Below are 25,937 nucleotides of genomic sequence, written 5' to 3'. Positions count from 1 at the left end.
TCGGGAAGGTTCTTTCTTCCATTTACAAAGAGGAGTTCCTATGAAAAAGAAACACTTGGCGGGCATCCTTGCCCTTTTGCTCGTGACCAATATCATCACCGCCTTCGCTTCCGTGCAATTGGCCACGGGCAGTGTCAAGGAAGTGGCGCAGACGAAAGTTTTGGAGCACTTCTTAAAAAAATACTACCTTCGTAGCGACGAAATCACGGAGAAAGATTTTATTGAAGGCAGGAAAAAGGGTACGGTCGCCGCACTGAAAGACCCCTACAGCCAGTACTTCGACGAAAATGAGTACAAACAGTTTATGGAATCCACCACCGGCGAATTTTTCGGCATCGGCGTGCAAATCGGCGCCGTGGCAGACTCTAAACTGATTACCGTCATTGCGCCCATAAAAGGCTCCCCCGCGGAAGCGGCGGGATTGAAATCCGGCGATAAAATTGTCTCCGTCAATGGGGTGGAATACACCGTCGATGAAATGGAAGAGGCGGTGAAACACATTAAGGGCGACAAGGGCACCGTGGTGACTCTGGGCATCATGTCTGAAGGGGAAGGCCGAGTGCGGGATGTGAAGATCACCCGCGATGAGATCCACATGGAATCGGTAATCACAGGCTCCATCGGAGACATTGCCTACATCGGCCTCACCCAATTTGAAGAGGACACGGTAGAGGAATTTACCGAGGCCATGAAGGCCGCGGCGGGGAAAAAGGGATTGATACTCGACCTGCGAGGCAATCCCGGCGGCATTCTCGAAGCCGCCGTCGGCGTCAGCGATCAATTGCTTCCCAAGGCGGACATCGTCAGTGCCAAGGACAATCGAAACAAGGAAGTCTTCCACTACACCTCCGACGAAGCAAGCTGGAAGAAGCCCATCGTGGTTTTGGTCAACGGGGGCAGCGCCTCCGCGTCGGAAATCGTGGCCGGTGCCTTAAAGGACAACAAGGCGGCCACTTTGGTCGGCGAAAAGACCTACGGCAAAGGCGTGGTGCAAACCCTGGTGCCTCTGCCCGGAGGCGGCGGCATAAAGCTTACTACCAGTGAATATTTCACGCCCTCCGGGGTAAGTATTCAAGACAAGGGCATTGAGCCCGATGTGAAAGTCAGCCTGCCGGAGAATGTGAAGGCCATCGGACTGGAGCATCGAGATCAGGACACACAATTGCAAAAGGCAATTGCCATTATAGAGAAGAGCGGTCGTTAGATCGCTCTTTTTGCAGGAGGATGTATGGATTTTAAAATTCATTCCAAATATAAACCCACCGGCGATCAGCCACAGGCCATCGATAAATTGGCCGAGGGCATCGAAAAGGGCATGAAGCACCAAACCCTGTTGGGGGTGACGGGAAGCGGCAAGACATTTACCATGGCCAATCTCATCGAGCGGGTGCAAAAGCCCACCTTGGTCATCGCCCACAACAAGACCCTGGCCTACCAATTGGCATCGGAGTTTCGCGAATTTTTCCCGGACAACGCCGTGGAATATTTCGTCAGCTACTACGATTACTACCAGCCGGAAGCCTATGTGCCGGGGACGGACACCTTTATCGCAAAAGACGCCAGCATTAACGACGAAATCGACAAGCTGCGCCACTCCGCCACCATGGCCCTCTTCGAGCGCAGGGACGTCATCATTGTGGCATCGGTGAGCTGCATCTACGGCTTAGGCGACCCCATCGATTACAAGAATTTGGTGGTGAGTCTGCGCCCGGGCATGGAATGGGACAGAAACGCCCTTATGAGCAAGCTGGTGGACATTCAATACGTGAGAAACGACGTGGATTTTTCCCGGGGCACCTTCCGCGTTCGCGGCGATGTGCTGGAAATTTTCCCCGCCGGCAATTCGGATAAGACCATTCGCGTGGAATTTTTCGGCGACGAAATCGATCAAATCGCCGAAGTGGACGCCGTCACCGGCCACATCGAAAGCTATCGAAACCACGTGTCCATCTTTCCGGCGTCCCACTTTGCCACGCGGCCGGAAAAAATCGAACGGGGCGTGAAGACCATTCGCAAGGAATTGGAAGAGCGACTCTTCACCCTCAGGGATCAGGAAAAACTCCTGGAGGCCCAGCGATTGGAACAGCGCACCAATTACGATGTGGAAATGCTCGAGGAAATGGGCTTTTGCGCCGGCATCGAAAACTACACCCGTCACTTAAGCGGCAGGGAAGCGGGGAGCCGCCCCTACACCCTCATCGACTACTTCCCCGAGGTTTTTATGACCATTATCGACGAGTCCCATGCCACGGTGCCCCAAATTCGCGGCATGTTTAACGGCGACCGGGCGAGAAAAGAAACCTTGGTGGAATACGGCTTTCGCCTGCCTTCGGCTCTGGACAATCGCCCCTTGCGCTTCGAGGAATTTGAGGCTCTGCAGAATCAGGTGGTCTACGTTTCCGCCACACCGGGGCCTTACGAAACGGAACACGAGATGCAGCGGGTGGAACAGATCATTCGCCCCACAGGCCTCGTGGATCCGAAGATCGACGTGGTGCCCACGAAGAATCAAATCGACCATTTAACGGAACAGATCAACGACATGACCGCAAAGAATATGCGGACCTTGGTCACCACCTTGACGAAACGCATGGCGGAAGACTTGAGCAAGTATTTTAAGGACATGGGCATGAAAGTGGCCTACCTCCACTCCGACGTGAAGACCATTGAGCGCATGGAGATCATTCGGGATCTTCGCCTCGGCGTCTACGACGTGCTCGTAGGCATTAACCTTTTGCGGGAGGGCTTGGATATTCCCGAAGTGGGCCTTGTGGCCATACTGGATGCGGACAAGGAAGGCTTTTTGCGTTCGGAAACCTCCCTCATTCAAACGGCGGGCCGCGCCGCGAGAAATGTGGAAGGCCGCGTCATTATGTATGCCGACACCATAACCGGCTCCATGGCCCGCACCATCGAAGAAACCGAACGGCGCCGCGCCATTCAAATGGCCTATAATAAGAAACACGGCATCGTGCCCAAATCCATCGTCAAGGGCATTCGCGACACCATCGAAAACACCATTGCGGCGGAAGAAGTGGAAGCCTTCGACGAAGAATTTGCCAAGGAAGATATTCTGGCCATGCTGAAAAACCTCGAAACGGAAATGTTTAAAGCCGCCGAGCAATTGGATTTCGAGCGGGCGGCGAGCATTCGGGATCAAATAAAAGAGATAAAAGAACGCTACGGATTAAATGAATAGAGAGAAAGGAAATAGATGAACCCATCCATTGAACAGGCGATCCACATTCACGGGGCGCGCCAACACAATTTAAAAAACCTCGACGTCTATATTCCGAGAAATAAAATGACCGTCATTACGGGCCTGTCCGGCTCCGGAAAAAGCTCCTTGGCCTTCGACACCATTTACGCCGAAGGGCAGCGGCGCTACGTGGAAAGCTTGTCTTCCTATGCGCGGCAATTTTTGGGCCAAATGGATAAGCCCGAGGTGGATTACATCGAGGGCATGAGCCCGGCCATCGCCATCGATCAAAAGACCACGTCGAAAAATCCCCGCTCCACCGTGGGCACGGTGACGGAAATTTACGACTACATCCGCCTGCTCTACGCACGGGTGGCGAAGCCCTATTGCCCGGTGTGCAACAAGCCCATCGAGGCTTTTGCGGAAGATCAGATCGTGGACAAGATCATGGAAATGGAAGAGGGCACCCGCTTTCAGCTCTTGGCACCGGTGGTGCGTCAGAAAAAAGGACAGCACAAAAAGGTCTTAAACCGCATTCGTAAAGACGGCTTTCTGCGCATGATTATCGACGGGGAAATGCACCGAACGGAAGAAGAGATCGAGCTGGATAAAAACAAGGTGCACGACATTTTTGTCGTCGTGGACCGAATCATTATTCGGGAGGGCATCGAGAGCCGCCTTACCGACAGCATCGAGACGGCTCTTGAGATCTCCGGCTCCACGGTCATCGTCGACACCATGGACGGCAACGAAAAGCTTTACTCCACGAGTTATTCCTGCCCGGAACACGACATTGCCATCGAGCCGGCCACGCCCCGGTCTTTTTCCTTTAACACGCCCATGGGAGCCTGCCCTACCTGCAAGGGCTTGGGAAGCAGCCGTCGGGCGGATCCGGAGCTCATCATTCCCAACAAGGACCTTTCCATCGACGAAGGCGCCATCGCCTGCTACGGCACCACGGAAGGCACCTACTACAAAGAAATCATCGACCAAATCGCGGCAAGATACGATTTTTCCACCAAGGCGCCGATTAAAGAGGCACCGAAAGCCATGATCGACGAATTAATGTACGGCACGAAAAAGCCGCTGCACTTCGTCTTTAATTCCTACTTCAGCGGAGACAAAGAATACAGCGGCCCCTTTGAGGGCATTCTGAAGAATTTAAATCGACGCTACTCGGAAAATGCCAGCGATCGCACCTTAGAAAAAATCGAGCCTTTCCTCTCCGATATTCCCTGTCCCGATTGCCACGGGGCTCGGCTCAAGGTGGAATCTTTGGTCTTTAAGCTGGGCGGAAAAAACATTTACGAATCCACCCTCCTTTCCGTCATCGACGCCATGGAATTTTTCGATTCACTGGAACTTAGCGACATGGATCGAAGCATTGCCGATCAGATTTTAAAGGAAATCCACGAGCGCCTCTCCTTTTTAAAAGAAGTGGGCTTGGGCTACCTCACCCTGGCGCGCATGGCGGGCACCTTATCCGGCGGCGAAGCCCAGCGCATTCGCCTCGCCACCCAAATCGGCTCCGCCCTCGTCGGCGTCACCTACGTACTTGACGAGCCCTCCATCGGCCTCCACCAAAAAGACAATGCCATGCTCCTGAAATCCCTCCGGAACCTTACGGACATCGGCAACACCCTGATTGTGGTTGAACACGATGAGGACACCATGCGGGAAGCCGACGAAATCTTGGACATCGGCCCCGGTGCCGGTGTCCACGGCGGCCACATTGTAGCACAGGGCAGCTACGACGAGATCATTCAAGTGGAAGAATCCCTCACAGGGCAATACCTTTCCGGAAAGAAAAAAATCGCCGTGCCCGAGGAGCGGCGTCCCTACACGGGGGATGAAATCGTCGTCTACGGCGCAGCGCAAAACAATTTAAAAAACATCGACGTGCACTTCCCTCTGAGTCAGTTTATCTGTGTCACCGGCGTCTCCGGTTCGGGGAAAAGCTCCCTTATTAACGAAATCCTGAAAAAGGCCGTGGCGCAAAAGGTCAACAAAAACAAAGTGCGTCCCGGAAAATACGGAAAGATCGAGGGCTTGGAGCACGTGGACAAAATCGTCTCCATCGATCAAAGCCCCATCGGCCGCACGCCTCGATCCAATCCCGCCACCTACACCGGCGTCTTCGATTCCATTCGTGACGTCTTCGCCCAAACAAACGAGGCGAAAATCCGCGGTTACGCCAAGGGCCGCTTCTCCTTTAATGTGAAGGGCGGCCGTTGCGAAGCCTGTAAGGGCGACGGGATTTTAAAAGTGGAAATGCATTTTCTCCCCGACGTCTACGTGCCCTGCGAAGTCTGCGGCGGCAAGCGCTACAATCGGGAGACCCTTCAGGTCAAATTCAAGGGAAAAAACATCGCCGACGTCTTGGACATGACCGTGGATCAGGCGGCGGAATTTTTCGAAAATCACCCGCGGATCTTGCGAAAAATCACCACCTTGCAGGAAGTGGGCCTTGGCTACATTAAGCTCGGTCAGCCCTCCACCCAACTTTCCGGCGGCGAGGCTCAGAGAATCAAGTTGGCCACGGAGCTATCCAAGCGGGGAACGGGCAACACCCTCTATATCCTCGACGAGCCCACCACCGGCCTCCACGCCGAAGACATTCGAAAGCTCTTAGGTGTCCTCTCGAAGCTCGTGGACATGGGCAACACCGTGGTGGTCATCGAACACAATCTGGACGTCATTAAAGTGGCGGATCACATTATCGACCTTGGCCCCGACGGCGGCGACGGTGGCGGCGAAGTGGTAGCCACGGGCAGGCCCGAGGATGTGGCGAAAAACGAAACCTCCTACACGGGCATCTATTTGAAACCGCTGCTGGAGAAATAAAGGGATGCGATGCAAGGCATTTAATGAGGGGCACCGTTTATAGAAGATTTTTCGCAAAAGGGAATGGGTTTCGAGAAAGGCCTCGGCGAGAAACACCGTTTCTCGTTTTCTTTCGGATTTTCTTGTAGATTTTAACGTACTATAGTATAATCTCACAAAAGAAAAAACAAAGAAGGAGGCCTTAATCTTGAATACAGAAAAATTTTTCGAGAGCGATCGGAATTGTCGCAAGGGAAGAATCCATTCGACTTGCGCGTCCGGCCCTAAAAGACAATGCCGACAGGAATGACAGCCGATGTATTTGAGATTGAAGGGAGAATAAAATGAAAAAGACAGCACTACTTACAATTTTAGCCATGGTACTGGCATTTGCATTGGTCGGTTGCGGATCCGGTGCGAAAAACGGTGAAAACGCAGCGAACAACGCAGGCAAAAAAGAGGCCGCTCAAGTGAGCCAAGAAGACATGGACGCCGCCGTGAAGAAAATTAAGGACAACGGCAAATTGGTCTTGGCTACCAGCGCCGACTACCCCCCTTACGAATGGCACCTTTTAAAAGACGGTAAAGACGAAATCGTCGGTTTCGATATTGAAATCGCCAAAGCCATTGCCGAGGAAATGGGCGTCGAACTCGAGATCAAGGACTTGGACTTCGACGGCATTATTCCGAGTATCACCTCCGGCCAAGCAGACATCGGTATCGCCGGTCTTTCCGCCACGCCGGAACGTGAAGAAGCGGTGAATTTCTCCGTACCGTACTTCACCAACGAACAAGTGGTTCTCGTTCGCAAAGAAGATGCAGACAAATACAAGAAGATGGAAGACTTTGCCAGCAAGGTCGTCGGCGCACAAACCGGCTCCATTCAAGAAGAAACCGTTCGAGAAAACTTCCCGAAAGATGTCGAATTAAAGAGCCTCTCCAAGTTAAACAACCTTGCCATGGAAGTGAAGAACAAAACCGCCGATGCACTGGTTATCTCCAAAAGCTCCGGTGAACAATACGCCAAGCAATTCCCCGAACTCGTCGTCATCGACGCAGGTGTTCCTGAAGAACCGGGCGTATGTGTAGCCAATAAAAAAGGCGACGACGCCTTGACCGCTTACATTAACCAAGTGGTACAAAAACTAATCGATGAAGGCAAGATCAAAAACTTGATCGCAGAATACGAAAAACTGGCCGACGAATCCACTGGTAATGAAGGTGCTGAGGAAGCCACAGCAGAAAACAACGGCAAATAAATTGCCCGAACCATAGAGTTAAAACTGTTTCCTGGTGAAACAGTTTTTTCTATCGAGGAGGAAAAATGAACTTAATGAATTCATGGATGGCCTTTATGGGTAAGTACGGTTCATCCTATTTAGAGGGCACCTTAATGACCCTAAAGCTCTCCTTTTTAGGGGTGTTCTTCGGTTTTTTCTTGGGTATTTTGATCGTGCTGCTTCGTCGGTCGAAGTTAAAGCCCCTGCAAGCCATCGCCAAAATTTACGTGCAGATTTTTCGGGGCACGCCATTATTGGTTCAAGTAACGATATTCTACTACGGTTTTTCCAGCGTTCTGCCGGATCAATACGCGGCCTTAAAAAATCCCTTTGCTTTAAGCTTGATCGCTGTGTGCATGAACTCCTCGGCCTATGTGTCGGAGATCATTCGCGGCGGGATCAACGCCGTGGATCGCGGCCAAGGGGAAGCGGCAGCGTCCTTGGGGATGAAGAAAAGCCAAATTATGCGCTACATTATCTTGCCCCAAGCCATTAAGACCGTGCTTCCCGCTCTGGCCAACGAGTTTGTTACCTTAATTAAAGAAACGGCCATCGTTGCCCTCGTCGGCGTAAGCGACCTAATGTATCAGGCAAAAGTCGCCCAAGGGGCCACCTACAAGCCCTTTATGCCTTATGTAACGGCGGCGCTTATCTACTTGATTCTCGTAACCGGCCTTTCCAAGGTCATCAGTGTGTTTGAAAAGAGGTTGGCTAACAGTGATTCGCATTCATAATCTGACAAAAAGTTTTGGCGACAACCAAGTCTTAAAAGGCATTTCCACGGAAATCGCAGACGGGGAAGTGGTCGTCGTTATCGGGCCTTCGGGCTCCGGGAAGTCTACCTTCCTGCGCTGCTTGAATCGCCTGGAAGAAGCCGACGGCGGCGAAATCATCTTCGAAGGCGTGGACATTAACGACAAGAACACGGAAATCGAAAAAATTCGCGAAGACATGGGCATGGTCTTTCAATCCTTTAATCTCTTTCCCCACAAAACCGTCATGGAAAATATTACCATGGCGCCTATGTTGGTAAAGGGCGTGGATCAAAAGGCGGCTGAAGCCAAGGCGGAAAAGCTCTTGGACCGCGTCGGCCTTTTGGACAAAAAAGACAGCTACCCCAATCAACTCTCCGGCGGGCAAAAGCAACGGATTGCCATTGTGCGTGCCTTAGCCATGGAGCCTAAGGTCATGCTTTTTGACGAACCCACGTCGGCACTGGACCCGGAAATGGTCGGCGAAGTGTTGGACGTTATGCAACAGCTTGCCAAAGAGGGCATGACCATGGTGGTGGTTACCCACGAAATGGGCTTCGCCAGAGAAGTGGGGGATCGGATCCTTTTCTTAGACGAAGGCTACTTGCTTGAAGAAGGCACGCCGGAAGAAGTATTCGGCCACCCGAAAGAAGCTCGGACGCAAGAATTCTTAAACAAAGTGCTGTAAAATCATTGCAGACACATTCCTATTTATCATTCCGAAGAATCGAGGGGCATAAGGCCGCTCGATTTTTTTTGGGAATGTGTTTTCGAAACGGGTATGAATCTGGGGAAAGGAGCGCTATGAATAAAAATGTATTAAACGGCTTGCGGCTCGTTTTAATCCTCGTACTGGTGTTTTCTCTGGGAAAGATCGGCCTCTATTACAAAGATCAATACATCTACGATCGAAACGAAGCCCGCATCGAGGAAAAGTACAGAGCGGGAGAAAAGGCAGGCGCGGAAGATGATGATCAAGCGGCGGCAGAGAAAATCGCGACCCTGAAAAAAGACTACCCCGATTTGGTGGCGTGGATCGAAATTCCCGGAACGCCCCTCTCCCTGCCCGTGGTGCAGGGGAAGGACAACGACTATTACCTAAATCACGACATCGAGAAAAGCCGAAACGCCCTCGGCGTGCCCTTTATGGATTACCGAAACAAGGTGGATTTTTCAGACGGGAACACGATTATCTACGGCCACCGCGTGAAAAGCGGCAAAGTCTTTCATCCCCTTTTGTCCTATGAAGATCCGGCCTTTGTGAAGACGGCGCCGAAAATCATCGTGGACACGGAACAAGGGCGAAAAGTCTATGAAATTTTTGCTGCATACAAGGCGGGTCCCTACGAAGATTTCCGCTCCGTTCACTACGAAGGCAAGCGCCTCGCCGCCTTCCGCACGCGACTGGAAACAAAAAATATTCTGAAAGGCCCCTTGAACTGGCAGGGAGAAAAGATCATTACCCTGCAAACCTGCTCGGGAAAAGAAGAGCGCATGGTCCTTCACGGCCGCCTCGTGGAGGAAAACTAAGCGCAAACAAGCGTCTCTTTGTCGATGAGACGCTTTTTATTTTTGCGACTTTTTTTGCTTCGATCGTCAGCAGGACCATGGTATAATGAGAAAAATTCTAAAAAGGAGACGACGATGAAACATAGCCTGAAAGTGATTCTCTCCGGCGTGGTCTTGGGAATCGTCCTTTTGGTTTTAACGAACGTCCTTCACATCGACGAGAGGGCTTTTCTTTCCGTCTATTGGAAATTAGGCTTGGCCTTAATCCTTCTTGTGGCCATCGTGAACACCGGCTATTATTTTTACAAGTTACGACAGTTGAAGCCCGTCATGGCCCTTTACGAAGGGGGAGACTACAAAAAATTCGTCGATGAATTGGAGAACTTGATTTCGGGAACGCGGAATAAATACCTTCAAAACATCATGAAGCTTAATTTAGGGGCAGGCTATCTGGATTTAAATCAGCCCGCCAAGTTGGTGGATCTCTATGAATCCATGGACGTGAACTATTTAAAAAACAAGAACCTCAAGTTGGTCTACCGCCTCAATCTGGCCATAGCTTATTTTAAACTGGAGGATCTGCCGTCCTTCGACCGTATTTTCAAAGCGAACGAGGTTTTTTTCGCAAGCTTTGAAGAGCACGCCACCTATGGAGAAAGCGTGGGTCAACTTTATCTCATGGAAGAGATTTCAGAAGGCCATTTTGACCGGGCGCGGGAAAGATTAACTACCCTTCGAGGGAATTCAAAGAAGCCGAAGATGATGAACACCTACAATCAATTGGAAGGCATCCTCAATGAAAAAGCGGCCCGCTTTCGGAAGGACGCCAATTAGGCGCCGTTAATTCATTTTTCAAAAACAAGACAGATCCCCCGGAAGAATCGGGGGATTTTTCATGGGAAAAACAGGCAAGAAAAGGAAGAAAGCATTTAATAGGAAGAAAGAAGTAAATAGGATTTTTTATCAGTGAAATTTTCGTGAGAGCCGTTTGTGTAAAAATAAAAAAAAGAAATTGAAGATTTGAAAAATAATGCATTTTGAGCATCGTATGAACGAGTTGTATGTTCTATGCCTATTTTAAAAAATAAAAATATTGAAATAGAATGAATATTTAAACGGGGTTTACAAGGGCAGGGATGAAAGAATGGTTAAAATCGTAAATTACAAACGAGGGCTTGGTGAAAAAACTGTGAAATGGCGAAGAGGTGACAGGGCAAGTGATTCTCCTATAAAATAAAAATACAGAAGGAGGATTTATGGGAAAATATAATAAAGTAAATCAAACACTTGCGTTGGCATTAAGCCTTGCGACGTTATCTACGTCATTTTCCGGCGGTGTTGTCTATGCCGAAACGGGAACAATGGGCAATGAAATTGTACAAAGCCAAGGGCAAGAGATGGAAATGTATTTCCACAAACGACCTGAAATCGGCGACACAAAACTGCACATCAATACGAAAAAATTGAAAGATGACAACAAACTCGAACTTGGCGATACGCTGCGAATGAAGCTCATCGTCGGCGGTGAAACCTATAAAAAGAACTTACTGGATCCGGTAAAACAAGAGCACATCAAAGAGGACTACACCTCTGATCAAATCATGGGTGCCGGCGGAGTACCGCTTATCCCCTTCAGAGAATTTAGCGGCGGCGATGTCGTCGAGCTTTACGTCGTAAAGGGCAACCAAGAAACGAAAGTTGGCCGTGTCTCTATTAAAGGCGAAAAAAGCTTAGAGCCTGTTGTGGAACAGACCAAAGATAAGATCATGATCTCTTCGCAAATGACGGGGTCTTTGAACATGTACATTTACACCAAGAAAGATGGTAAATGGAAAAATTTCTTGTTCGACAAAAAGAATGTTCCGAACGCGATTTCCTACGACTTTCCCATGGAAAAGTTGAAGAGCACCTATGGAGCGAATGCAGGCGACGAGTACGTCGTCGTCCACCAAGAAAAGGGCAAGGGAAAAACCATTAGCAAAAAAATGGTTCTTAAAGATACCTACGATGCGCCTAGTGTAGAATTTAAAGAGAGAGAAAGCAAAGAGAGAGAAAGCAAAGATAAAATGGCGGGCTTCACCATTTCTCTGCCCGATAATCCGAACCTGGATCCGACGCCCATTCAAAAGAAATTGCCGAAGTTGAAGGTTGTAAAGGGAAGTGAAGAAAAGACCTTTACCCTTGAAAAGACAAATAAGCCTCAAGAACTTCAATTGGTAAATGGCGGGGTGTTTTATGCCGTCCCAAAGGATACGCCGAACAACACGGAAATTAAATTTTCTCAAGAGGGAGAAAACTTTAAGCCCTCTACGGTCGTAACAAAGACCTATAAGGTGGATATGAGGAAGGCGAACCAACTTCTCGGAAAACTCAATCAATACTCCGACGAGGAAAAAGGTAAGTTTAAAGAAGCCATTACCAACATTCAGAGTACATTTCAGAAGGAAGGAAGAACCCAACAAGAGGTGGATAAGGCTACCAATGCTTTAGAAACCATCATTCTACCAAATCTCGGCGATAAGCATGGAGCCAAGCGACAAGAAGCGATCAAAACCATCGAGAACTTAAAAAACCTAAATGAAAGTAGGAGAGCATATTATACAGGGCAAATAATTCACGCTTCATCCAAAGAAGAAATTGAAAGGCTCGTAAAGGATGCGCAAGCCGAAGATAAGAAGATAGAAGACGAAAAGAATCGCCCTCTGAATGAGAAAAAAGTAGCTGCCATTAAAACGATTAATGAGAAATACACCTTCCTTACAGGGGAACACGAGGCGTATAAGACGGAGATCATCAAAAAGATTCAAGCTGCCACGACGATACCCGATGTAGAAACCCTCTTAAAGGAAGCAGAGGCAAAGAATCAGGAAGCGGAAAATGCGGCGAAGATCCTCGAAGCGAAAAAAGACGCTCTCGCGAAGATTCAAGGTCTCCCGGGCTTAACGGCCGATCAGCTGAGTCAAGCGGATAATGACTTAAAAGCTGCGGCAGATAAGGAACAAATTGATGAGGTCGTTAAAAAGTATGAATCGTTAAGTGAAGCTGCTATGAAGAAGAAAGATCTCGACGATGCCAAGAAAGAGTATATTGGCAAGTTGGAGGCTCTCGCTTTATTAAGCGCCGATGACAAAGAGCGGTTTACGAAGGAAATTCAAGAAGCCGATACTCTCGATCTCGTAAAAGAAGCATATGACGGTGCGGTTCAGTTTAACTTAAACAAAGCTAAGTCCGCTGCACTGGATAAAATTGCAGAATTCAAAAATTTAAGCGAGAGTGAAGTCAACTCGGCGAGACAAGAAATTATGGCGACAAAAGCGCTCGTCCAGATCGAACCTATTGTAGAAAGATACAAAAAACGCGATCAAGAAAAAGCCGCGGCAAAGACGGAACTTGAAAATGCGCGCAAGATGGCGATTGAAGAAGTGAAAAAGCTCTCTGATTTAGAGCCGGATGAGGTATCGAAGTATGTGGAGCAAATCAATGGCGCTGGCAGTGTCGCTGAAATTCAATCCATTCAAGAAGACGCTGCTCGTAAGAATGCGGAAAATTTAGCCGAAAAGAACAAGGCAAAAACTTTGGAAGCGGCTAAAATTGAGCTGGAAAAACTCGTTCAAGAAGCAAAGGCGATCAATCTTTCCCCAACATCGAATCTGAAGGAAAAACTCAAAAATACCTTAAAGGATGCTGAAACGGCACTTCAAGGGCAATCGCTTGACGGTATGAATGCGGCAATCAAGGGTCTGAAGCAGGTCTTAGAGGAAGTAAAACAAGATCAATCAACGCCGCCTGCGCCGACACCGCAGGATCCGAAGAAGCCGACGCCTGATCCGGGCAATCCGTCGAAACCGAATCCGTCACAGCCGACGCCTCCGGGTCCTTCGAAACCGACGCCTGATCCGGGCAATCCGTCGAAACCGAATCCGTCGAAGCCGACGCCTGATCCGAACAATCCGCAGAAACCGAATCCGTCGAAGCCGACGCCTGATCCGAACAATCCGCAGAAACCGAATCCGTCACAGCCGACGCCTCCGGGTCCTTCGAAACCGACGCCTCCAAGTCCTTTGAAACCGAAGAGAAAGGAAGAAGCCGCTCCGAGAAGAGGATGGTACAACTTTAATTTTTTCAAGTCTGCTCCGCCGAAGGAACAGGAGAAACACAAGGAAAAGGCCAAGGAGCAATCGCCGACTTACGTGGATGTTGAAAACCACTGGGCAAAAGAAGCCATCAATTTTAGCTTGAAGGAAAAACTCTTTGAAGATATTGTAAAAGGCGATCGCTTTGAACCGAATAAAGCCATGACACGGGCAGAATTCATTGCCATCTTAGGTAGATTCGAAAAAGTAAACGTGTTCACCGCGAATATCAGTTTCCAAGATATTGATATGGGTGCCTATTACGGCAAGTATGTAAACTGGGCCAAGGGAATGGGCCTTGTAAACGGAATGGACGCGACCCATTTCGCGCCGAATAAGACCATTTCAAGAGAAGAAATGGCAACCATTCTTTACCGCTACAAGCAAATGAAGAAAATCAACTTCGACGGTCAGGCAAAACAATTTAAAGACCAAAATAAGATCCCTAAATGGGCGAGAGAAGCCGTAAAAGAACTTTCTAAATCGAAAATTCTTAACGGAATGGAAGACGGCACATTCCAAGGCAAGAAACAACTTTCGAGAGCGGAAATCGCTCAAATTGTGTTTAACATGAATAAGTTAAGATAAAAATAACTCCCGGTTCTGCCGGGAGTTTTCCATTGGGCGAAAAAACCCCCGACACCGCATGAGTGTCGGGGGTTGTGCTCAGTCCTGTTTTTTATGCTTGCCCTTTAAGGTCTTCCAAGAAGCGTTCGCCGACGCGATAGATATCGCCGGCGCCCATGGTGAGGATCACATCGCCGGGGCGGCTTTTGTCTTTGATATAGTCCAAAATATCGTCCTGTTCGCCGATGTAAATGGCTGAATCGTGATTGGCCTTTACCGCTTCCACTAAAGTCTTGGAGTGGATGTCGCCGTAGTCTTTTTCCCGCGCCGCATAAATATCGGCGATAATGGTCATGTCCGATTCCTTAAAACTGTGGCTGAAGCTGTCCAACAAAAGCTTCGTGCGGGTGTAGGTGTGCGGCTGGAAGATACAGATCAGCCGATTTTTCACCGTGGGCTTTAAGGCGTGGAGGGTAGATGCGATCTCCGTCGGGTGGTGGGCGTAATCGTCGATGACGCGAATGCCGTTCACCTCGCCTTTAAATTCCAAGCGGCGGCCCACGCCGTGGTAGCCGAGGACGCCTTTGATGGCATCTTCCACGGGAATGTTGTTTTCCACACAGGCGCTAATGGCGGCCAGTGAATTGGACACATTGTGCAGCCCCATCACTTGCAGCTGAATGGGCGCAATCTTTTCGCCGCGAATGTATAAATCGTAGGCGGGGCGACCGGTGTGGGGATCGATGACGATATTACGGGCTTCGTAATCGGCATCGCCCTTGTAGCTGAACGTCACGACCCGGCCCTTGGTGGAGTCTTTCATGCTGTAGGCGTAGTCGTCGTCTTTATTTAAAATCAACACATCCCCTTCGCCGAGGTTGCCGGCGTAGGCACGGAAGGTTTCCAGAATGTGGTCGATGTTGTCGAAGAAGTCCAGGTGGTCTTCGTCGATGTTTAAAATAATCGCCGTGGAAGGGAAGTATTTCAATACATTGGCCCGATACTCGCAGGCTTCGGTGAGGAAGAAGTCCCCTTCGCCGATGCGTACATTGCCGCTGATTTCGCCGAGGTTGCCGCCGACCATAATGGTCGGGGAGAAGGGCTCGTCTTTAATGGCCGTGGCGATCATGGACGTGGTGGTGGTCTTGCCGTGGGTGCCGGAAACGGCGATGGACACGTGGAAATTCTTCATGACGGCGCCTAAGAAGGTGGCGCGATCTACGACGTCGATTTTTTTGGCAATGGCCGCCCGATATTCGGGATTGTCCATCTGAATGGCGTCGGTGTAAACGACGAGATCCGCATCTTCGATTTGGGCGGGATCGTGGTCTTCGTAAACCGTAATGCCCAATTCTTGTAAGTGCTCCGTAATGGGCGAAGCCTTTCGGTCGCTGCCGGAGATGGTGTAACCTTTTGAAAGCATCAGAGCCGCGAGGCCGGACATGCTGATGCCGCCGATGCCGATAAAGTGGATATGGTGATAATCCGTCGTTCCAAATCGGAATTGAAACATACTTACCTCACTTCCTGGTAGTTATTTATAAGACGACAAATAAAAAAATTGCGGAAAATCCGCAATTTCTTATTTTCCGGAGTAGAATTCGACGATCAGTTGATCTTCGATTTCAACAGGGATATCTTCACGAGCGGGTTCGGAGCTTAAGGTAGCTCGATTGTTCTTTTCCTTCGTGATGTAGGGATAGGCGTTGACGAAGTTCGTTTCGTAGTTTTCTTTGAACATGTCAACTTTGCGGCCGCGGTCGCTTAAGGAAATCACGTCGCCGACTTGGACTTGGTAAGAGGGAATGTTGATCTTCTTACCGTTTACGTGAATGTGACCGTGGGTAACCATTTGTCTTGCTTGACGAATGGAAGAAGCAAAACCCATACGATACGTTAAATTATCTAAGCGGACTTCTAAGCGCTTAACAAGTGCAGGGCCGGTTTCTTCTTCAGCTTTTTGTGCATCGAGGACGTAGCGGTAAAATTGCTTTTCCATTACGCCATAGTAAGCTCTGAGTCTTTGTTTTTCCAACAATTGCTTGCCGTATTCGGTTAACTTCTTGTCGGAACGAGCCGTGCCTCTGCCGGCGCGGTTCATCGCCTTCGGATGTCCACATACATTCAGACCTAATCTTCTGGATTGTTTGAATCTAGGTCCCATCATTTTTGCCATTGTCTTCACTCCTAAATTATAATTTGCCGCGATAATTTAGAACCTCTGGTATTATACAAGAAAATTGATGATATGTAAAGAGAAAAAAGGCTATATTCCGCTTTTTTATCCCTTGTGCTATACTAAAGAAAGACTTGCGAGGAGGACTTATGCATACCATTTTTCAAGACACGCAATACGTCGATGTGTTGGCCGGAAAGGTTTTTGACCACAAAGACATCGAGATAAAAGACGGCAAGATTGCGGCCATTGCAGATGCCTGCACACTGGACGGAGCAGAGATCATCGACGGTCGGGATCTTTTGCTCGTGCCGGGCTTTATCAATGCCCACACCCATTTGGGGATGAGTTATTTCAGAAATTACGCCGACGACATGGATCTGAACACGTGGCTTACCACGGCCATATGGCCCATGGAAGCCCATTTGACCCGCGAAGACATTTATTGGGCCAGTTTGCTTTCCATGGCGGAGGGGATTTTATCGGGAACGACGACGTTCTGCGATATGTACTACCACTTGGACATGGTGGCTCAGGCGGCCATCGCCATCGGTATGCGGGGGCTCTTGACCCGCGGACTCACAGACATCGACGGCGGCGGAGATGAAAAATTAGAAGAAACACGCATGCTCTACATTAACAGCCACGGCCTGGGCGACGATTTGGTGGAAGTGGCACCGGCGCCCCACGCCATTTACACCTGCAGCGGCGATTACATTAAAGACATCATCCGACTTACCGGAGAATTGGACGGCATACTCCACACTCATTTGTCCGAATCCATGAAGGAAATGGACGACGCCGCGGACCTGTACGGCACGACGCCCATTCGCTACATGTGGGACTTGGGGCTGGATCAGGTACACACCATTGCCGCTCACTGCGTGCATATGACGGAAGAGGACATGGATTTGGTGGATCCCGAGAAATTTTTCCCGGTACACAACCCCTCCAGCAATTTAAAACTGGCAAGCGGCATCGCCCCCATTCAAAAAATGATGGACAAAGGCCTTACCGTGGCATTGGGTACCGACGGCGACAGCTCCAACAACAATCAAAATATGTTGGAGGAAATGCACATAGCCAGTCTTATCGCCAAGGGCACAAGCTACGATCCCGAGGTACTGAAGGCGGAAGATGTGCTGCGCATGGCCACCATTAACGGGGCAAAGGCGTTGGGACGCGAAGATGAAATCGGCTCCATCGAAGTCGAAAAGCTGGCGGACATTTCCTGCTTTAATTTAAATTCACCGAGCTTTACGCCGAGAAATAATTTAATCAGCGCCCTGTGCTACTCGGCGCAGGCGGAAGATGTGAAACACGTTTTAATCGGCGGCGAATTTGTCTTGAAGGACCGGAAACTGACCCGGGTTAACCTCGACGACATTCGGGCAGAGGTGGAGAGAAAATTCCAACAACTTTTAGAACGTAAAGAATTAAGCGATGCAATAAAAGGCGACCTTTAGGCCGCGGAAAGAGAGGACATTATGGATAAGAAAGTGGTATATTCGGCCATTCAACCCTCCGGTAGTTTGACCATCGGCAATTACTTAGGCGCACTCAGCAATTTTTCCAATTTGCAGAAAGAGTACCAATGCATTTACTGCGTCGCCAATATGCACGCCATTACCGTGCCCCAAAATCCCGCCGATTTAAGAAAGCGGACCCTGGATTTAATCGCACTCTATGTGGCCTGCGGCATCGATCCGAAGGAATCGATTCTCTACATCCAATCCCAAGTGCCTGAGCACACGGAATTGGCATGGGTTTTAAACACCATTACCTCCGTCGGCCAATTAAATCGCATGACCCAATTTAAGGATAAATCCAAAAAACAAAAAGAAGTGTACGCCGGGCTTTTAAACTACCCCGTACTTATGGTGGCGGACATTCTCCTCTATCAATCCTCCTTCGTGCCCGTCGGGGAAGATCAACGGCAACACATCGAGCTCACCCGCGACATTGCCGAACGCTTTAACACCCGTTATTCGCCTACATTTACCATTCCGGACATTATGGCGCCGAAGGTGGGAGCGAAGATCATGAGCTTGCAAGATCCCACATCGAAAATGAGCAAATCCGATCCCGACGAAAATGCCTTTATTTTAATCTTAGACGAACCCGATGTCATCCGCCGAAAAATCAAACGGGCGGTTACCGACTCCAAGGGAACCATCGCCTATACCGACGAGCAACCGGGGGTTAAAAACCTTCTGGACATCTATTCGTCCTTTAAACACATTAGCCCGGAAGAAGCGGAACGTGAATTTAAATCCGCAGGCTACGGCGAATTAAAAGAAGCCGTAGGCGAAGCGGTGGTCGAAGGCCTTGCTCCGGTGCAAGAGCGCTTCCACGCCATTCGCGGCGACAAAGAGCAATTGGAAGCCATTTGCAGAGAAGGCGCGGAAAAAGCGTCTTACCTGGCACAAAAGACGTTAAGAAAAGTCTATAGAAAAGTCGGATTAGTACAATTTTAAACAAGTCTTGATTTTTCACAGAAGATTTTCTATAATGAACCTATCTTTACACAAGTGAAGGAGGAGTAGATTGTTCCTCGTCTAAAGAGAGATCGCGGGTGGTGGAAGCGGTCGGCGAAGCAATTGAAGGTCGCCTTCATCATTTTTCGCGAGAGCGAAACGGCGTCCCGTCGTTATGGGGAAGAAGTGCCGTAGCAATACGGAATAAAGGTGGTACCGCGGAATCTCGTCCTTTTCAGGGCGAGATTTTTTTTGTAGGAGGAATTATGAACAGTATGCAGAAAACCTATAATCCCAAGGATTTCGAAGCACGCATCTATGCCCATTGGATGGAAAAAGGCGAGTTTACGCCGGATCGCGAAAAGGATAAGCAAGCGGGCAAAAAGCCCTTTACCATCGTCATGCCGCCGCCGAATGTGACGGGGAACTTGCACATGGGACACGCCATGAACAACACCCTGCAAGACATTTTGATCCGCTTCAAGCGTATGCGAGGCTACAGCGCCCTGTGGATTCCGGGGACAGACCATGCGTCCATTTCCACGGAAGTAAAAGTCGTGGAAAAACTTCGCAACGAAGGCAAATCCAAAGACAGTTTGGGCCGGGAAAAATTCTTGGAAGCCGCTTGGGCCTGGACGGAAGAATACGGCGGCAACATTAAAAACCAATTAAAGAAACTGGGCGTTTCCTGCGACTGGTCCAGAGAGCGCTTTACATTGGACGAAGGCTTATCCGCCGCCGTCGAAGAAATGTTTATTCGCCTCTACAACAAAGGCCTGGTTTATCAGGGCGACCGCATCATTAACTGGTGCCCCCACGACAAAACCGCCCTTTCCGATGCGGAAGTGGAACACGAAGAGCAAGAAGGCAAAATGTGGACCTTCCGCTATCCCATCGACGGCGAAGACGACGCCATTATGATCTCCACCACCCGACCGGAAACCATTCCCGGGGACTTGGCCATCGCCGTGAACCCCGACGACGAACGCTTTACAAACTATGTGGGCAAGCATGCCGTCATCCCCGTCATCGGGCGGAAGATTCCCATTATCGCCGACAGCTACGTGGAATCAGAATTCGGCACCGGCGCCGTAAAAATCACCCCGTCCCACGACCCCAACGACTTCGAGGTCGGCGCTCGCCACGACTTGGGCCAATTGCTGATTATGGATGAAGAAGCCCGACTCAACGAAAACGCCGGAAAATATGCAGGTCTGAGCCGCGAAGAGGCACGCAAAGCCATCATCAAAGATTTCGACGAAGGCGGCTACTTGGTGAAAATCGACGATCACCACAACGCCGTGGGCCACTGCGAGCGCTGCAAAACCGTCATCGAACCCATGCTTTCCAAGCAATGGTTCGTCGCCATGGAAGAATTGGCCAAGCCCGCACTGGAAGCCTACGAAAAAGGCGAGCTCCACTTCGTTCCGGAACGCTTCGGAAAGATCTACACCCACTGGCTGGAAAATATTCGCGACTGGTGCATCTCCCGTCAATTGTGGTGGGGCCATCGCCTGCCCGTTTACTATTGCGACGACTGCGGCGAGGTGATGGTATCGAAAGAAGCCGTCCACACTTGCAGTGCCTGCGGCGGCAAAAACATTCGCCAAGACGAAGACACATTAGACACCTGGTTCAGCTCCGCCTTGTGGCCCTTCTCCACCATGGGTTGGCCCGATTCCACGCCGGATTTGGACTATTACTATCCCACCGATGTGTTAATCACAGGCTACGACATTATCTTCTTCTGGGTTATCCGCATGGTCTTCTCCGCCCTGGAAATCACCGAGGAATTGCCCTTCACCGACGTTTACCTCACCGGGCTCATTCGCGACGAACAGGGCCGCAAAATGTCCAAGAGCTTGGGCAACGGCATCGATCCCTTGGATGTCATCGACCAATACGGCGCCGACGCCCTTCGCTTTACATTGATTACCGGATCCACACCGGGCAACGACATGCGCTTCAGCTACAAGCGGGTAGAGAACAACCGCAACTTCTGCAATAAATTGTGGAACGCGTCTCGCTTCGTGCTGATGAATCTGCCGGAGGATTTCTACGACGCCAAGGTTATGAAGGACAAACTCCATTCGGAAGACCGCTGGATTTTAACCCGCGTCGACGAAACCATCGTGGAAGTTCAGGAAAAAATCGAAAAATACGACATCGGCATGGCCGCCGAAGCCGTACACGACTTTATTTGGGACGAATACTGCGACTGGTACATCGAAATGGTGAAACCCCGCCTCTACGGCGACGACATCGAAGACCGAGAAGTAGTCTACGGCGTCCTGTTGGATGTATTGGAAAAGATTTTAAAGATGCTCCATCCCTTTATGCCCTACATTACGGAAGAAATTTACGCCTTCCTTCCGTCCACCGAGGGCGATCTCATCGTCAGTGACTGGCCGGAAAGCGGCATCTACAGCTACCACGACGATGTGGAAAAAATCTCCATTCTCAGAGAAGCCATTCGCGGCATTCGCAATGCCAAAGCGGAAATGGATATCGAGCCCTTTAGAAAGAGCAAGCTCTACCTCTTAACCGACGACGACGCCCGGGCGGCAGTCTACGACGAGTTGAAAGCTCATTTCGCCAATTTGGCCAATTGCACCGCCATCGAGCGAATTCCCGATCGTGACGCCGTTTCCGACGACGTTATCTCCGTGGTTGTGGAAAAAGCGGAACTTTTCCTTCCAATGAAAGACTTGGTCGATTACGACAAAGAAGCCCAACGGCTGAAAAAAGACATGGAAAAAACCGAGGCGGAAATCGAGCGGGCGGAAAAGAAGCTGGCCAACGAAAACTTCGTCAGCAAAGCGAAACCCGAAGTCGTACAAAAAGAGCGGGAAAAACTGGAAATGTATAAAGAAAACCTCAAAAACTTAAAAGAGCGGGCCGCTTTCGTCGAAAAACAATTGGCGGATTAGGTTTTAAGAAAGTATTTTGAGTTTGACCACCTGCGATTAATTGAATTCATAGCGAAAAACGGATGCTGAAGGTGAAAGCATCCGTTTTTCCATGCTCCGGTTTTTCTTTTGCGATATAATAGAAAAGAGAATGAGTATCAAAGAGCGAAAATAAAAAATCAGGGAGGAATTATGGGATCGGATCGCGGGAATATGCCTGCTTTTGGCGTGGGCCCTATGTATGTGTTGAGTTGTCTTTTTTTGACGGCCATGGGCATTCTTTGTCGGAACAAGGGCTTTATTGCCGTGGGGCGCATGGAAAAGGGAAGGTATTTATTCATCGCGGCAGGGATTTTCTTTTTTCTCGCCGGGCTTTACCTTTGGATACAGGCAGTAATCATTCAAAAAATCAATGCTAAGGCCCGTGCCTCGGAATTAATTACCACAGGCGTCTACAGCGTAGTTCGAAATCCGGTGTATACCGCCTTTATCTTCATCTTCACCGGCGCCTTGCTCTTCGCCGCCAATGTGATCTTGTTGATTCTGCCTTTTATTTTTTGGGCGATGCTTACGCTGCTAATGAAACAGACGGAGGAGAAGTGGCTCCTTCGTCAATTCGGCGAGGAATATGCGGCTTATTGTAAAGAAGTGAACCGCGTGATTCCGTGGTTTCCGAAAAGGAAATCATGAGGTTTAAAAAAACCATTGAGACACTGTGCCCAATGGTTTTCTTGTTGTGGGAGAAAAATTACCGATTCTTATCTTCTTCTATGCGTTGCATCAATTCTTCTACCTGTGCCTCATCTGAGCCGGAAAGATTCAAATCAAAGGCATCTTTTGAAAGTGCCAGTGAAAAGACGAGCGCATCGTCCACGCGTTTTTGATAGACCCTGAAATGGCCTTCGTCGTAAACGGCGTAGTGTACTTCAGGCGTTTTTTCTCTCCCGGCCATGGGCTCGGCTTCGTCGCCGAACATGGCGAGGACATTTTTGCCCTCATCAGTAAGAAAGAAGGCGTCGTCCACCCGTTTGATCAAATCAGCATCTAATAATTCGCTCATGTATTGGCAGAGAAAGAAGTAGTTCATGCGCCCTTCGTTTAAAACGGCGTCGTAAAATGCCTTTCGGCCGGGCGCACCGTTCCAGGCGTCGATGGAGGAAAGCAGATAGAGTTTGTCCGCCGCCAATGTGTGCAGCGTTTCTTTTTTCATAATATCACCTACAAGAATTATAGCACCGAAGGGGAAAAGATGGGTCGGATTCTGATATAATGAAACAATAGTAAAAAGGAGGAGCCTATGGAAAAGAAAGAATTGGTGTTGTATTCCAGAGAAGCCATTGCTCGGCGCGTGAAGGAACTGGCGAAAGAAATCGATGATGCCTACGACGGCGAGGAGATTCTCGTCATCGGCCTGTTGCGCGGCAGCTTCGTCTTTTGTTCGGACCTGGTGCGGGACATGGAAAGCAAAATGGAAATCGACTTTATGACCACATCCAGTTACGAAAACAACGAATCTTCTACAGGAGATGTAAAGGTCTTCGGCGACTTGCGCAGTGAAGTAGGCGGTCGCCACGTGCTTATCGTCGACGACATTATCGACACGGGCCACACCCTGAAAACAGTGGCGGAAGCCATCAATAAAATGGGGCCGGCGTCCTTGAAGACCGCGGTAATGCTGGACAAACCCTCTCGCAGAGAGGTAGACTTTTCCGCAGACTTCACAGGATTTACCATTGACGATGTCTTTATCGTAGGCTATGGATTGAATTATGGGCCGTACTACAGAAACAAACCCTACATCTACACCTACGAAGATTAGTTTTATCGGCCTGCTCTATTGGTGCGTCTTGGCCGGGATTCTGTTTTTGCTTTTAGGGCCGCTGTTTTCCCGAAGGGATCCTTTTTTCGGCATCGTCTTCACGGAGGCGGTGGCGATTTTTGTCCCGGCCATCTACTTCAGGGGTCGACTGGGCGCCAAAAAGCACAGGGGCATGGCATTGGGCGAGGCGGCTCTTTTGACCGTGGCCGTTTTTCCCATTATTCTCGTGATCAACGGCATTTTTTTAGAGGGATTGAGCCGCATCTATCTTTTGGAAAATCAAAACCTCGATCTGCTCAGGGGAGATGTGGGGCTTTTTAAACAAATCCTCACCATGGCCTTGGCGCCGGCGATTATGGAAGAATTCTTTTTTCGCGGCGTCTTATGTGAACAGTTTTCCCGTCGCAGCCCGAGAGGCGCCGTGATTTTATCGGCGGCGCTTTTCGCCCTTTTTCATTTCGAGGCGCAAAACAGTTTGGCGCCGTTGCTCTTTGGCTTGGTTCTGGGCTACATCTACCTTTACGGCGGTTTAAGGGCCTGTATTTTCTCTCATTTCATTTATAATTTGTCGTCCATCCTGTTCATTCACTTTTTCAACGAACGATGGATCGCCTCGTTTTCAAAGGCGGGGGTCGTCTTGCGGTTAGGGGGCATAAAAAATGCCACCACCCTATTTCTTCTTGTGGCAAGCGTCTTGGGCATCGCCCTTATTTTGCGTACATCCATGAAGCGGCCCCTGCCTCGAGGGAAAAAACTGTTGCGCAAAAAAGAGTGGATCCCCTGCGCCATGCTTGCGGTAGTGTATGTAATTCAATTGATGGTATAGGAGGTCGATGATGGATAAATTAGCACAAGCGACAGAAATTTTAAAACACGCGAAGTACGCCGTCTGCTTGACCGGCGCCGGCATTTCCACGGAATCGGGAATTCCCGATTTCAGAAGTGATCGGGGCTACTACACCAATTTCATTCCGGAAGATGCCCTGTCCGTCGGCGTGTTGGAAAGCAATCCGGCGCGTTTTTACAAAGAAGGCTACACGATTTTAAAGGATTTGGAGGGCAAAAAGCCCAATCCCGGCCACGTGGCCTTGGCGAAGATGCAGGAAAAAGGCTTTATTCACGAAATCATTACGCAAAACATCGACGATCTGCATCAGGCGGCCGGTGCGAAACAGGTGTTACAAGTCCACGGCGACGCCTCCACGGCCCGCTGTGAGCGCTGCAATTATCGGGAAGATTTTAAAGCCTTCGACGAACGGGTGCAGTCGGGCGAGATTCCGCCGAAGTGCCCGAAATGCGGCGCCGACATGCGAACCAATGTGGTGCTTTTCGGCGATGCCATGCCTCAGGCTTTCGACGACGCCATGCGGGCAACGGAAAAGGCCGATACCATGATCGTGGTGGGGAGTTCTCTAAAGGTAATGCCCGTGGCCTACTTACCGCGAATGGTGGAGCATTTAATTATTATCAACAAGGGCACCACGCCCTACGACCACAACGCCGATGTGATTTTCGACGGGGAAGCCTCGCCGATCTTGGTAGAATTGGAGAAGCGACTCAGTGAGTGAATACGAAGGGTTTAGCCTGATCTACGACGCCGTTATGGCCAATTACGATTACGACGAGGTTTTTCGCTGGGTAAAAAAAGTCCTCGGCGAAAGGGAGGGCCTTGCCATTCTCGAAATGGCCATGGGCACGGGAAAGCTGACGGAAAAGCTCACCGACCTGGGCACGGTGATGGGATTCGATCGCTCGGAAGACATGCTGATGCAGGCCTACGGCAGGCTCTACAAAAACCCCAGAGCCAAGTGGGTGAAAATGGACATGCGGCATTTTTCCTTCAGCACATCCTTCGACCTCATCCTATGCCTCTGCGACGGACTCAATTACCTGCCGACGGAGGCGGATCTTTTGACCTCTTTCAAACAGGTGCGTGCCCATTTAAAGGAGGACGGCCGTTTTCTCTTCGACTTAAATACCGCCGCCCGCTTTCGGGAATACGGCGATTTAAAAGAAATTCGCGACGAAGAAGGCTATTTTATGACCTGGCAAAATCATTTTGACGGCCGGGTGAATCGCTACGCCATTACCGCCTTTTTAGAAGAAGAGGACGGATCCTACACCCGTTTCGACGAAGTTCACGACGAGTATGCATACAGCATTGACACCGTGGAAAACGTGTTGAAAGAAGCGGGCATGAAGGCGCTCGCCATGTACGACGGCTATAGTTTTTCTCCTGCGACAGAAAAATCCAAGCGGATCAGTTTTGTCGCGGGAATCGACAAATAAAGGA

At 49.7% G+C, this 25,937-nt stretch carries 20 protein-coding genes and 1 other annotated feature; of the genes, 17 read left to right on the top strand and 3 right to left on the bottom strand.

The features are described 5' to 3' along the window. Positions 1-40: 40 nt before the first annotated feature. From WKT05_RS05420 to WKT05_RS05380, 9 genes are all read left to right on the top strand, one after another. On the top strand, positions 41-1,204 hold the full coding sequence (locus WKT05_RS05420) for a S41 family peptidase (RefSeq protein WP_340413234.1): 1,164 nt from the start codon (positions 41-43) through the stop codon (positions 1,202-1,204). Between the two features lie 24 nt (positions 1,205-1,228). Next, complete coding sequence (gene uvrB, locus WKT05_RS05415; protein WP_340413233.1) at positions 1,229-3,199, top strand: excinuclease ABC subunit UvrB; 1,971 nt, start codon at positions 1,229-1,231, stop codon at positions 3,197-3,199. Positions 3,200-3,214: 15 nt separating this feature from the next. Next, positions 3,215-6,043, top strand: a complete 2,829-nt coding sequence (gene uvrA, locus WKT05_RS05410) for an excinuclease ABC subunit UvrA (RefSeq protein ID WP_340413232.1) — start codon at positions 3,215-3,217, stop codon at positions 6,041-6,043. Positions 6,044-6,366: 323 nt separating this feature from the next. Continuing rightward, entirely contained in the window at positions 6,367-7,281 is a 915-nt protein-coding gene (locus tag WKT05_RS05405; RefSeq protein WP_340413231.1) for a transporter substrate-binding domain-containing protein, read from the top strand. 65 nt (positions 7,282-7,346) lie between these two features. Continuing rightward, complete coding sequence (locus tag WKT05_RS05400; protein ID WP_215507980.1) at positions 7,347-8,036, top strand: amino acid ABC transporter permease; 690 nt, start codon at positions 7,347-7,349, stop codon at positions 8,034-8,036. Then, complete coding sequence (locus WKT05_RS05395; protein ID WP_215507981.1) at positions 8,020-8,742, top strand: amino acid ABC transporter ATP-binding protein; 723 nt, start codon at positions 8,020-8,022, stop codon at positions 8,740-8,742. The genes WKT05_RS05400 and WKT05_RS05395 overlap by 17 nt, the downstream gene beginning before the upstream one ends. A gap of 116 nt (positions 8,743-8,858) precedes the next feature. After that, positions 8,859-9,584, top strand: coding sequence for a class B sortase (locus tag WKT05_RS05390; protein ID WP_340413230.1), 726 nt, complete (start codon positions 8,859-8,861; stop codon positions 9,582-9,584). A gap of 114 nt (positions 9,585-9,698) precedes the next feature. Then, a complete protein-coding gene (locus tag WKT05_RS05385) occupies positions 9,699-10,397 on the top strand; it encodes a hypothetical protein (RefSeq protein ID WP_340413229.1) in 699 nt (232 codons plus the stop codon). Positions 10,398-10,819: 422 nt separating this feature from the next. Next, positions 10,820-14,284: an S-layer homology domain-containing protein gene (locus tag WKT05_RS05380; RefSeq protein WP_340413228.1), complete on the top strand. Its 3,465-nt coding sequence runs from the start codon at positions 10,820-10,822 to the stop codon at positions 14,282-14,284. Positions 14,285-14,375: 91 nt separating this feature from the next. On the opposite strand, the gene murC is transcribed toward WKT05_RS05380, so the two are convergent. Together murC and rpsD are read right to left on the bottom strand one after the other, a co-directional pair. Continuing rightward, positions 14,376-15,776, bottom strand: coding sequence for a UDP-N-acetylmuramate--L-alanine ligase (gene murC / locus WKT05_RS05375; RefSeq protein WP_340413227.1), 1,401 nt, complete (start codon positions 15,774-15,776; stop codon positions 14,376-14,378). Positions 15,777-15,845: 69 nt separating this feature from the next. Next, a complete protein-coding gene (gene rpsD, locus WKT05_RS05370) occupies positions 15,846-16,439 on the bottom strand; it encodes a 30S ribosomal protein S4 (RefSeq protein WP_215507993.1) in 594 nt (197 codons plus the stop codon). A 149-nt stretch (positions 16,440-16,588) separates the two neighbouring features. On the opposite strand from rpsD, the gene WKT05_RS05365 reads away from it, so the two are divergent. The 4 genes from WKT05_RS05365 to WKT05_RS05350 all read left to right on the top strand — a co-directional run bounded on the left by WKT05_RS05365 (position 16,589) and on the right by WKT05_RS05350 (position 22,515). Beyond that, the gene (locus tag WKT05_RS05365; protein WP_340413226.1) at positions 16,589-17,905 is read left to right on the top strand and encodes an amidohydrolase; all 1,317 of its coding nucleotides are present in this window, start codon (positions 16,589-16,591) and stop codon (positions 17,903-17,905) included. Positions 17,906-17,926: 21 nt separating this feature from the next. Next, complete coding sequence (trpS, locus tag WKT05_RS05360) at positions 17,927-18,916, top strand: tryptophan--tRNA ligase (protein WP_340413225.1); 990 nt, start codon at positions 17,927-17,929, stop codon at positions 18,914-18,916. A 49-nt stretch (positions 18,917-18,965) separates the two neighbouring features. Next, positions 18,966-19,153: a binding site (T-box leader), on the top strand. 29 nt (positions 19,154-19,182) lie between these two features. After that, complete coding sequence (locus tag WKT05_RS05355; RefSeq protein ID WP_340413224.1) at positions 19,183-21,846, top strand: valine--tRNA ligase; 2,664 nt, start codon at positions 19,183-19,185, stop codon at positions 21,844-21,846. 171 nt (positions 21,847-22,017) lie between these two features. After that, positions 22,018-22,515 (top strand): methyltransferase family protein, encoded by a 498-nt coding sequence (locus WKT05_RS05350; protein ID WP_340413223.1) that lies wholly within the window; start codon positions 22,018-22,020, stop codon positions 22,513-22,515. Positions 22,516-22,573: 58 nt separating this feature from the next. On the opposite strand, the gene WKT05_RS05345 is transcribed toward WKT05_RS05350, so the two are convergent. Continuing rightward, the gene (locus tag WKT05_RS05345) at positions 22,574-23,035 is read right to left on the bottom strand and encodes a DUF4364 family protein (protein ID WP_340413222.1); all 462 of its coding nucleotides are present in this window, start codon (positions 23,033-23,035) and stop codon (positions 22,574-22,576) included. A gap of 87 nt (positions 23,036-23,122) precedes the next feature. Here WKT05_RS05345 and hpt point away from each other — a divergent pair, with 87 nt between their 5' ends. From hpt to WKT05_RS05325, 4 genes are read left to right on the top strand one after another with little or no spacing between them, the layout of a single operon-like run. Beyond that, positions 23,123-23,644: a hypoxanthine phosphoribosyltransferase gene (gene hpt / locus WKT05_RS05340; RefSeq protein ID WP_340413221.1), complete on the top strand. Its 522-nt coding sequence runs from the start codon at positions 23,123-23,125 to the stop codon at positions 23,642-23,644. Further along, on the top strand, positions 23,595-24,470 hold the full coding sequence (locus WKT05_RS05335) for a CPBP family intramembrane glutamic endopeptidase (RefSeq protein ID WP_340413220.1): 876 nt from the start codon (positions 23,595-23,597) through the stop codon (positions 24,468-24,470). Before hpt ends, WKT05_RS05335 begins: the two co-directional genes overlap by 50 nt. Positions 24,471-24,477: 7 nt before the next feature. After that, entirely contained in the window at positions 24,478-25,212 is a 735-nt protein-coding gene (locus tag WKT05_RS05330) for an SIR2 family NAD-dependent protein deacylase (RefSeq protein ID WP_340413219.1), read from the top strand. Further along, complete coding sequence (locus tag WKT05_RS05325; RefSeq protein ID WP_340413218.1) at positions 25,205-25,933, top strand: class I SAM-dependent DNA methyltransferase; 729 nt, start codon at positions 25,205-25,207, stop codon at positions 25,931-25,933. Before WKT05_RS05330 ends, WKT05_RS05325 begins: the two co-directional genes overlap by 8 nt. Positions 25,934-25,937: the final 4 nt, after the last annotated feature.

Source organism: Peptoniphilus sp. HCN-40583 (assembly GCF_037892835.1).
Taxonomy (GTDB): Bacteria; Bacillota; Clostridia; order Tissierellales; family Peptoniphilaceae; genus Aedoeadaptatus; species Aedoeadaptatus rachelemmaiella.
The sequence above is the reverse complement of the archived record's forward strand: the minus strand, read 5'-3'. Positions and strand labels throughout refer to the sequence as shown.

What these genes read in the sequence shown, in the direction of transcription:
- WKT05_RS05380 (WP_340413228.1), top strand. Translation starts at nt 10,820, where the DNA reads ATGGGAAAATATAATAAAGTAAATCAAACACTTGCGTTGGCATTAAGC.
- WKT05_RS05390 (WP_340413230.1), top strand. Translation starts at nt 8,859, where the DNA reads ATGAATAAAAATGTATTAAACGGCTTGCGGCTCGTTTTAATCCTCGTA.
- WKT05_RS05385 (WP_340413229.1), top strand. Translation starts at nt 9,699, where the DNA reads ATGAAACATAGCCTGAAAGTGATTCTCTCCGGCGTGGTCTTGGGAATC.
- trpS (WP_340413225.1), top strand. Translation starts at nt 17,927, where the DNA reads ATGGATAAGAAAGTGGTATATTCGGCCATTCAACCCTCCGGTAGTTTG.
- WKT05_RS05365 (WP_340413226.1), top strand. Translation starts at nt 16,589, where the DNA reads ATGCATACCATTTTTCAAGACACGCAATACGTCGATGTGTTGGCCGGA.
- WKT05_RS05330 (WP_340413219.1), top strand. Translation starts at nt 24,478, where the DNA reads ATGATGGATAAATTAGCACAAGCGACAGAAATTTTAAAACACGCGAAG.
- hpt (WP_340413221.1), top strand. Translation starts at nt 23,123, where the DNA reads ATGGAAAAGAAAGAATTGGTGTTGTATTCCAGAGAAGCCATTGCTCGG.
- uvrB (WP_340413233.1), top strand. Translation starts at nt 1,229, where the DNA reads ATGGATTTTAAAATTCATTCCAAATATAAACCCACCGGCGATCAGCCA.
- WKT05_RS05345 (WP_340413222.1), bottom strand. Translation starts at nt 23,035, where the DNA reads ATGAAAAAAGAAACGCTGCACACATTGGCGGCGGACAAACTCTATCTG.
- WKT05_RS05335 (WP_340413220.1), top strand. Translation starts at nt 23,595, where the DNA reads ATGGGCCGTACTACAGAAACAAACCCTACATCTACACCTACGAAGATT.
- murC (WP_340413227.1), bottom strand. Translation starts at nt 15,776, where the DNA reads ATGTTTCAATTCCGATTTGGAACGACGGATTATCACCATATCCACTTT.
- WKT05_RS05400 (WP_215507980.1), top strand. Translation starts at nt 7,347, where the DNA reads ATGAACTTAATGAATTCATGGATGGCCTTTATGGGTAAGTACGGTTCA.
- WKT05_RS05405 (WP_340413231.1), top strand. Translation starts at nt 6,367, where the DNA reads ATGAAAAAGACAGCACTACTTACAATTTTAGCCATGGTACTGGCATTT.
- uvrA (WP_340413232.1), top strand. Translation starts at nt 3,215, where the DNA reads ATGAACCCATCCATTGAACAGGCGATCCACATTCACGGGGCGCGCCAA.
- WKT05_RS05420 (WP_340413234.1), top strand. Translation starts at nt 41, where the DNA reads ATGAAAAAGAAACACTTGGCGGGCATCCTTGCCCTTTTGCTCGTGACC.
- rpsD (WP_215507993.1), bottom strand. Translation starts at nt 16,439, where the DNA reads ATGGCAAAAATGATGGGACCTAGATTCAAACAATCCAGAAGATTAGGT.
- WKT05_RS05355 (WP_340413224.1), top strand. Translation starts at nt 19,183, where the DNA reads ATGAACAGTATGCAGAAAACCTATAATCCCAAGGATTTCGAAGCACGC.
- WKT05_RS05350 (WP_340413223.1), top strand. Translation starts at nt 22,018, where the DNA reads ATGGGATCGGATCGCGGGAATATGCCTGCTTTTGGCGTGGGCCCTATG.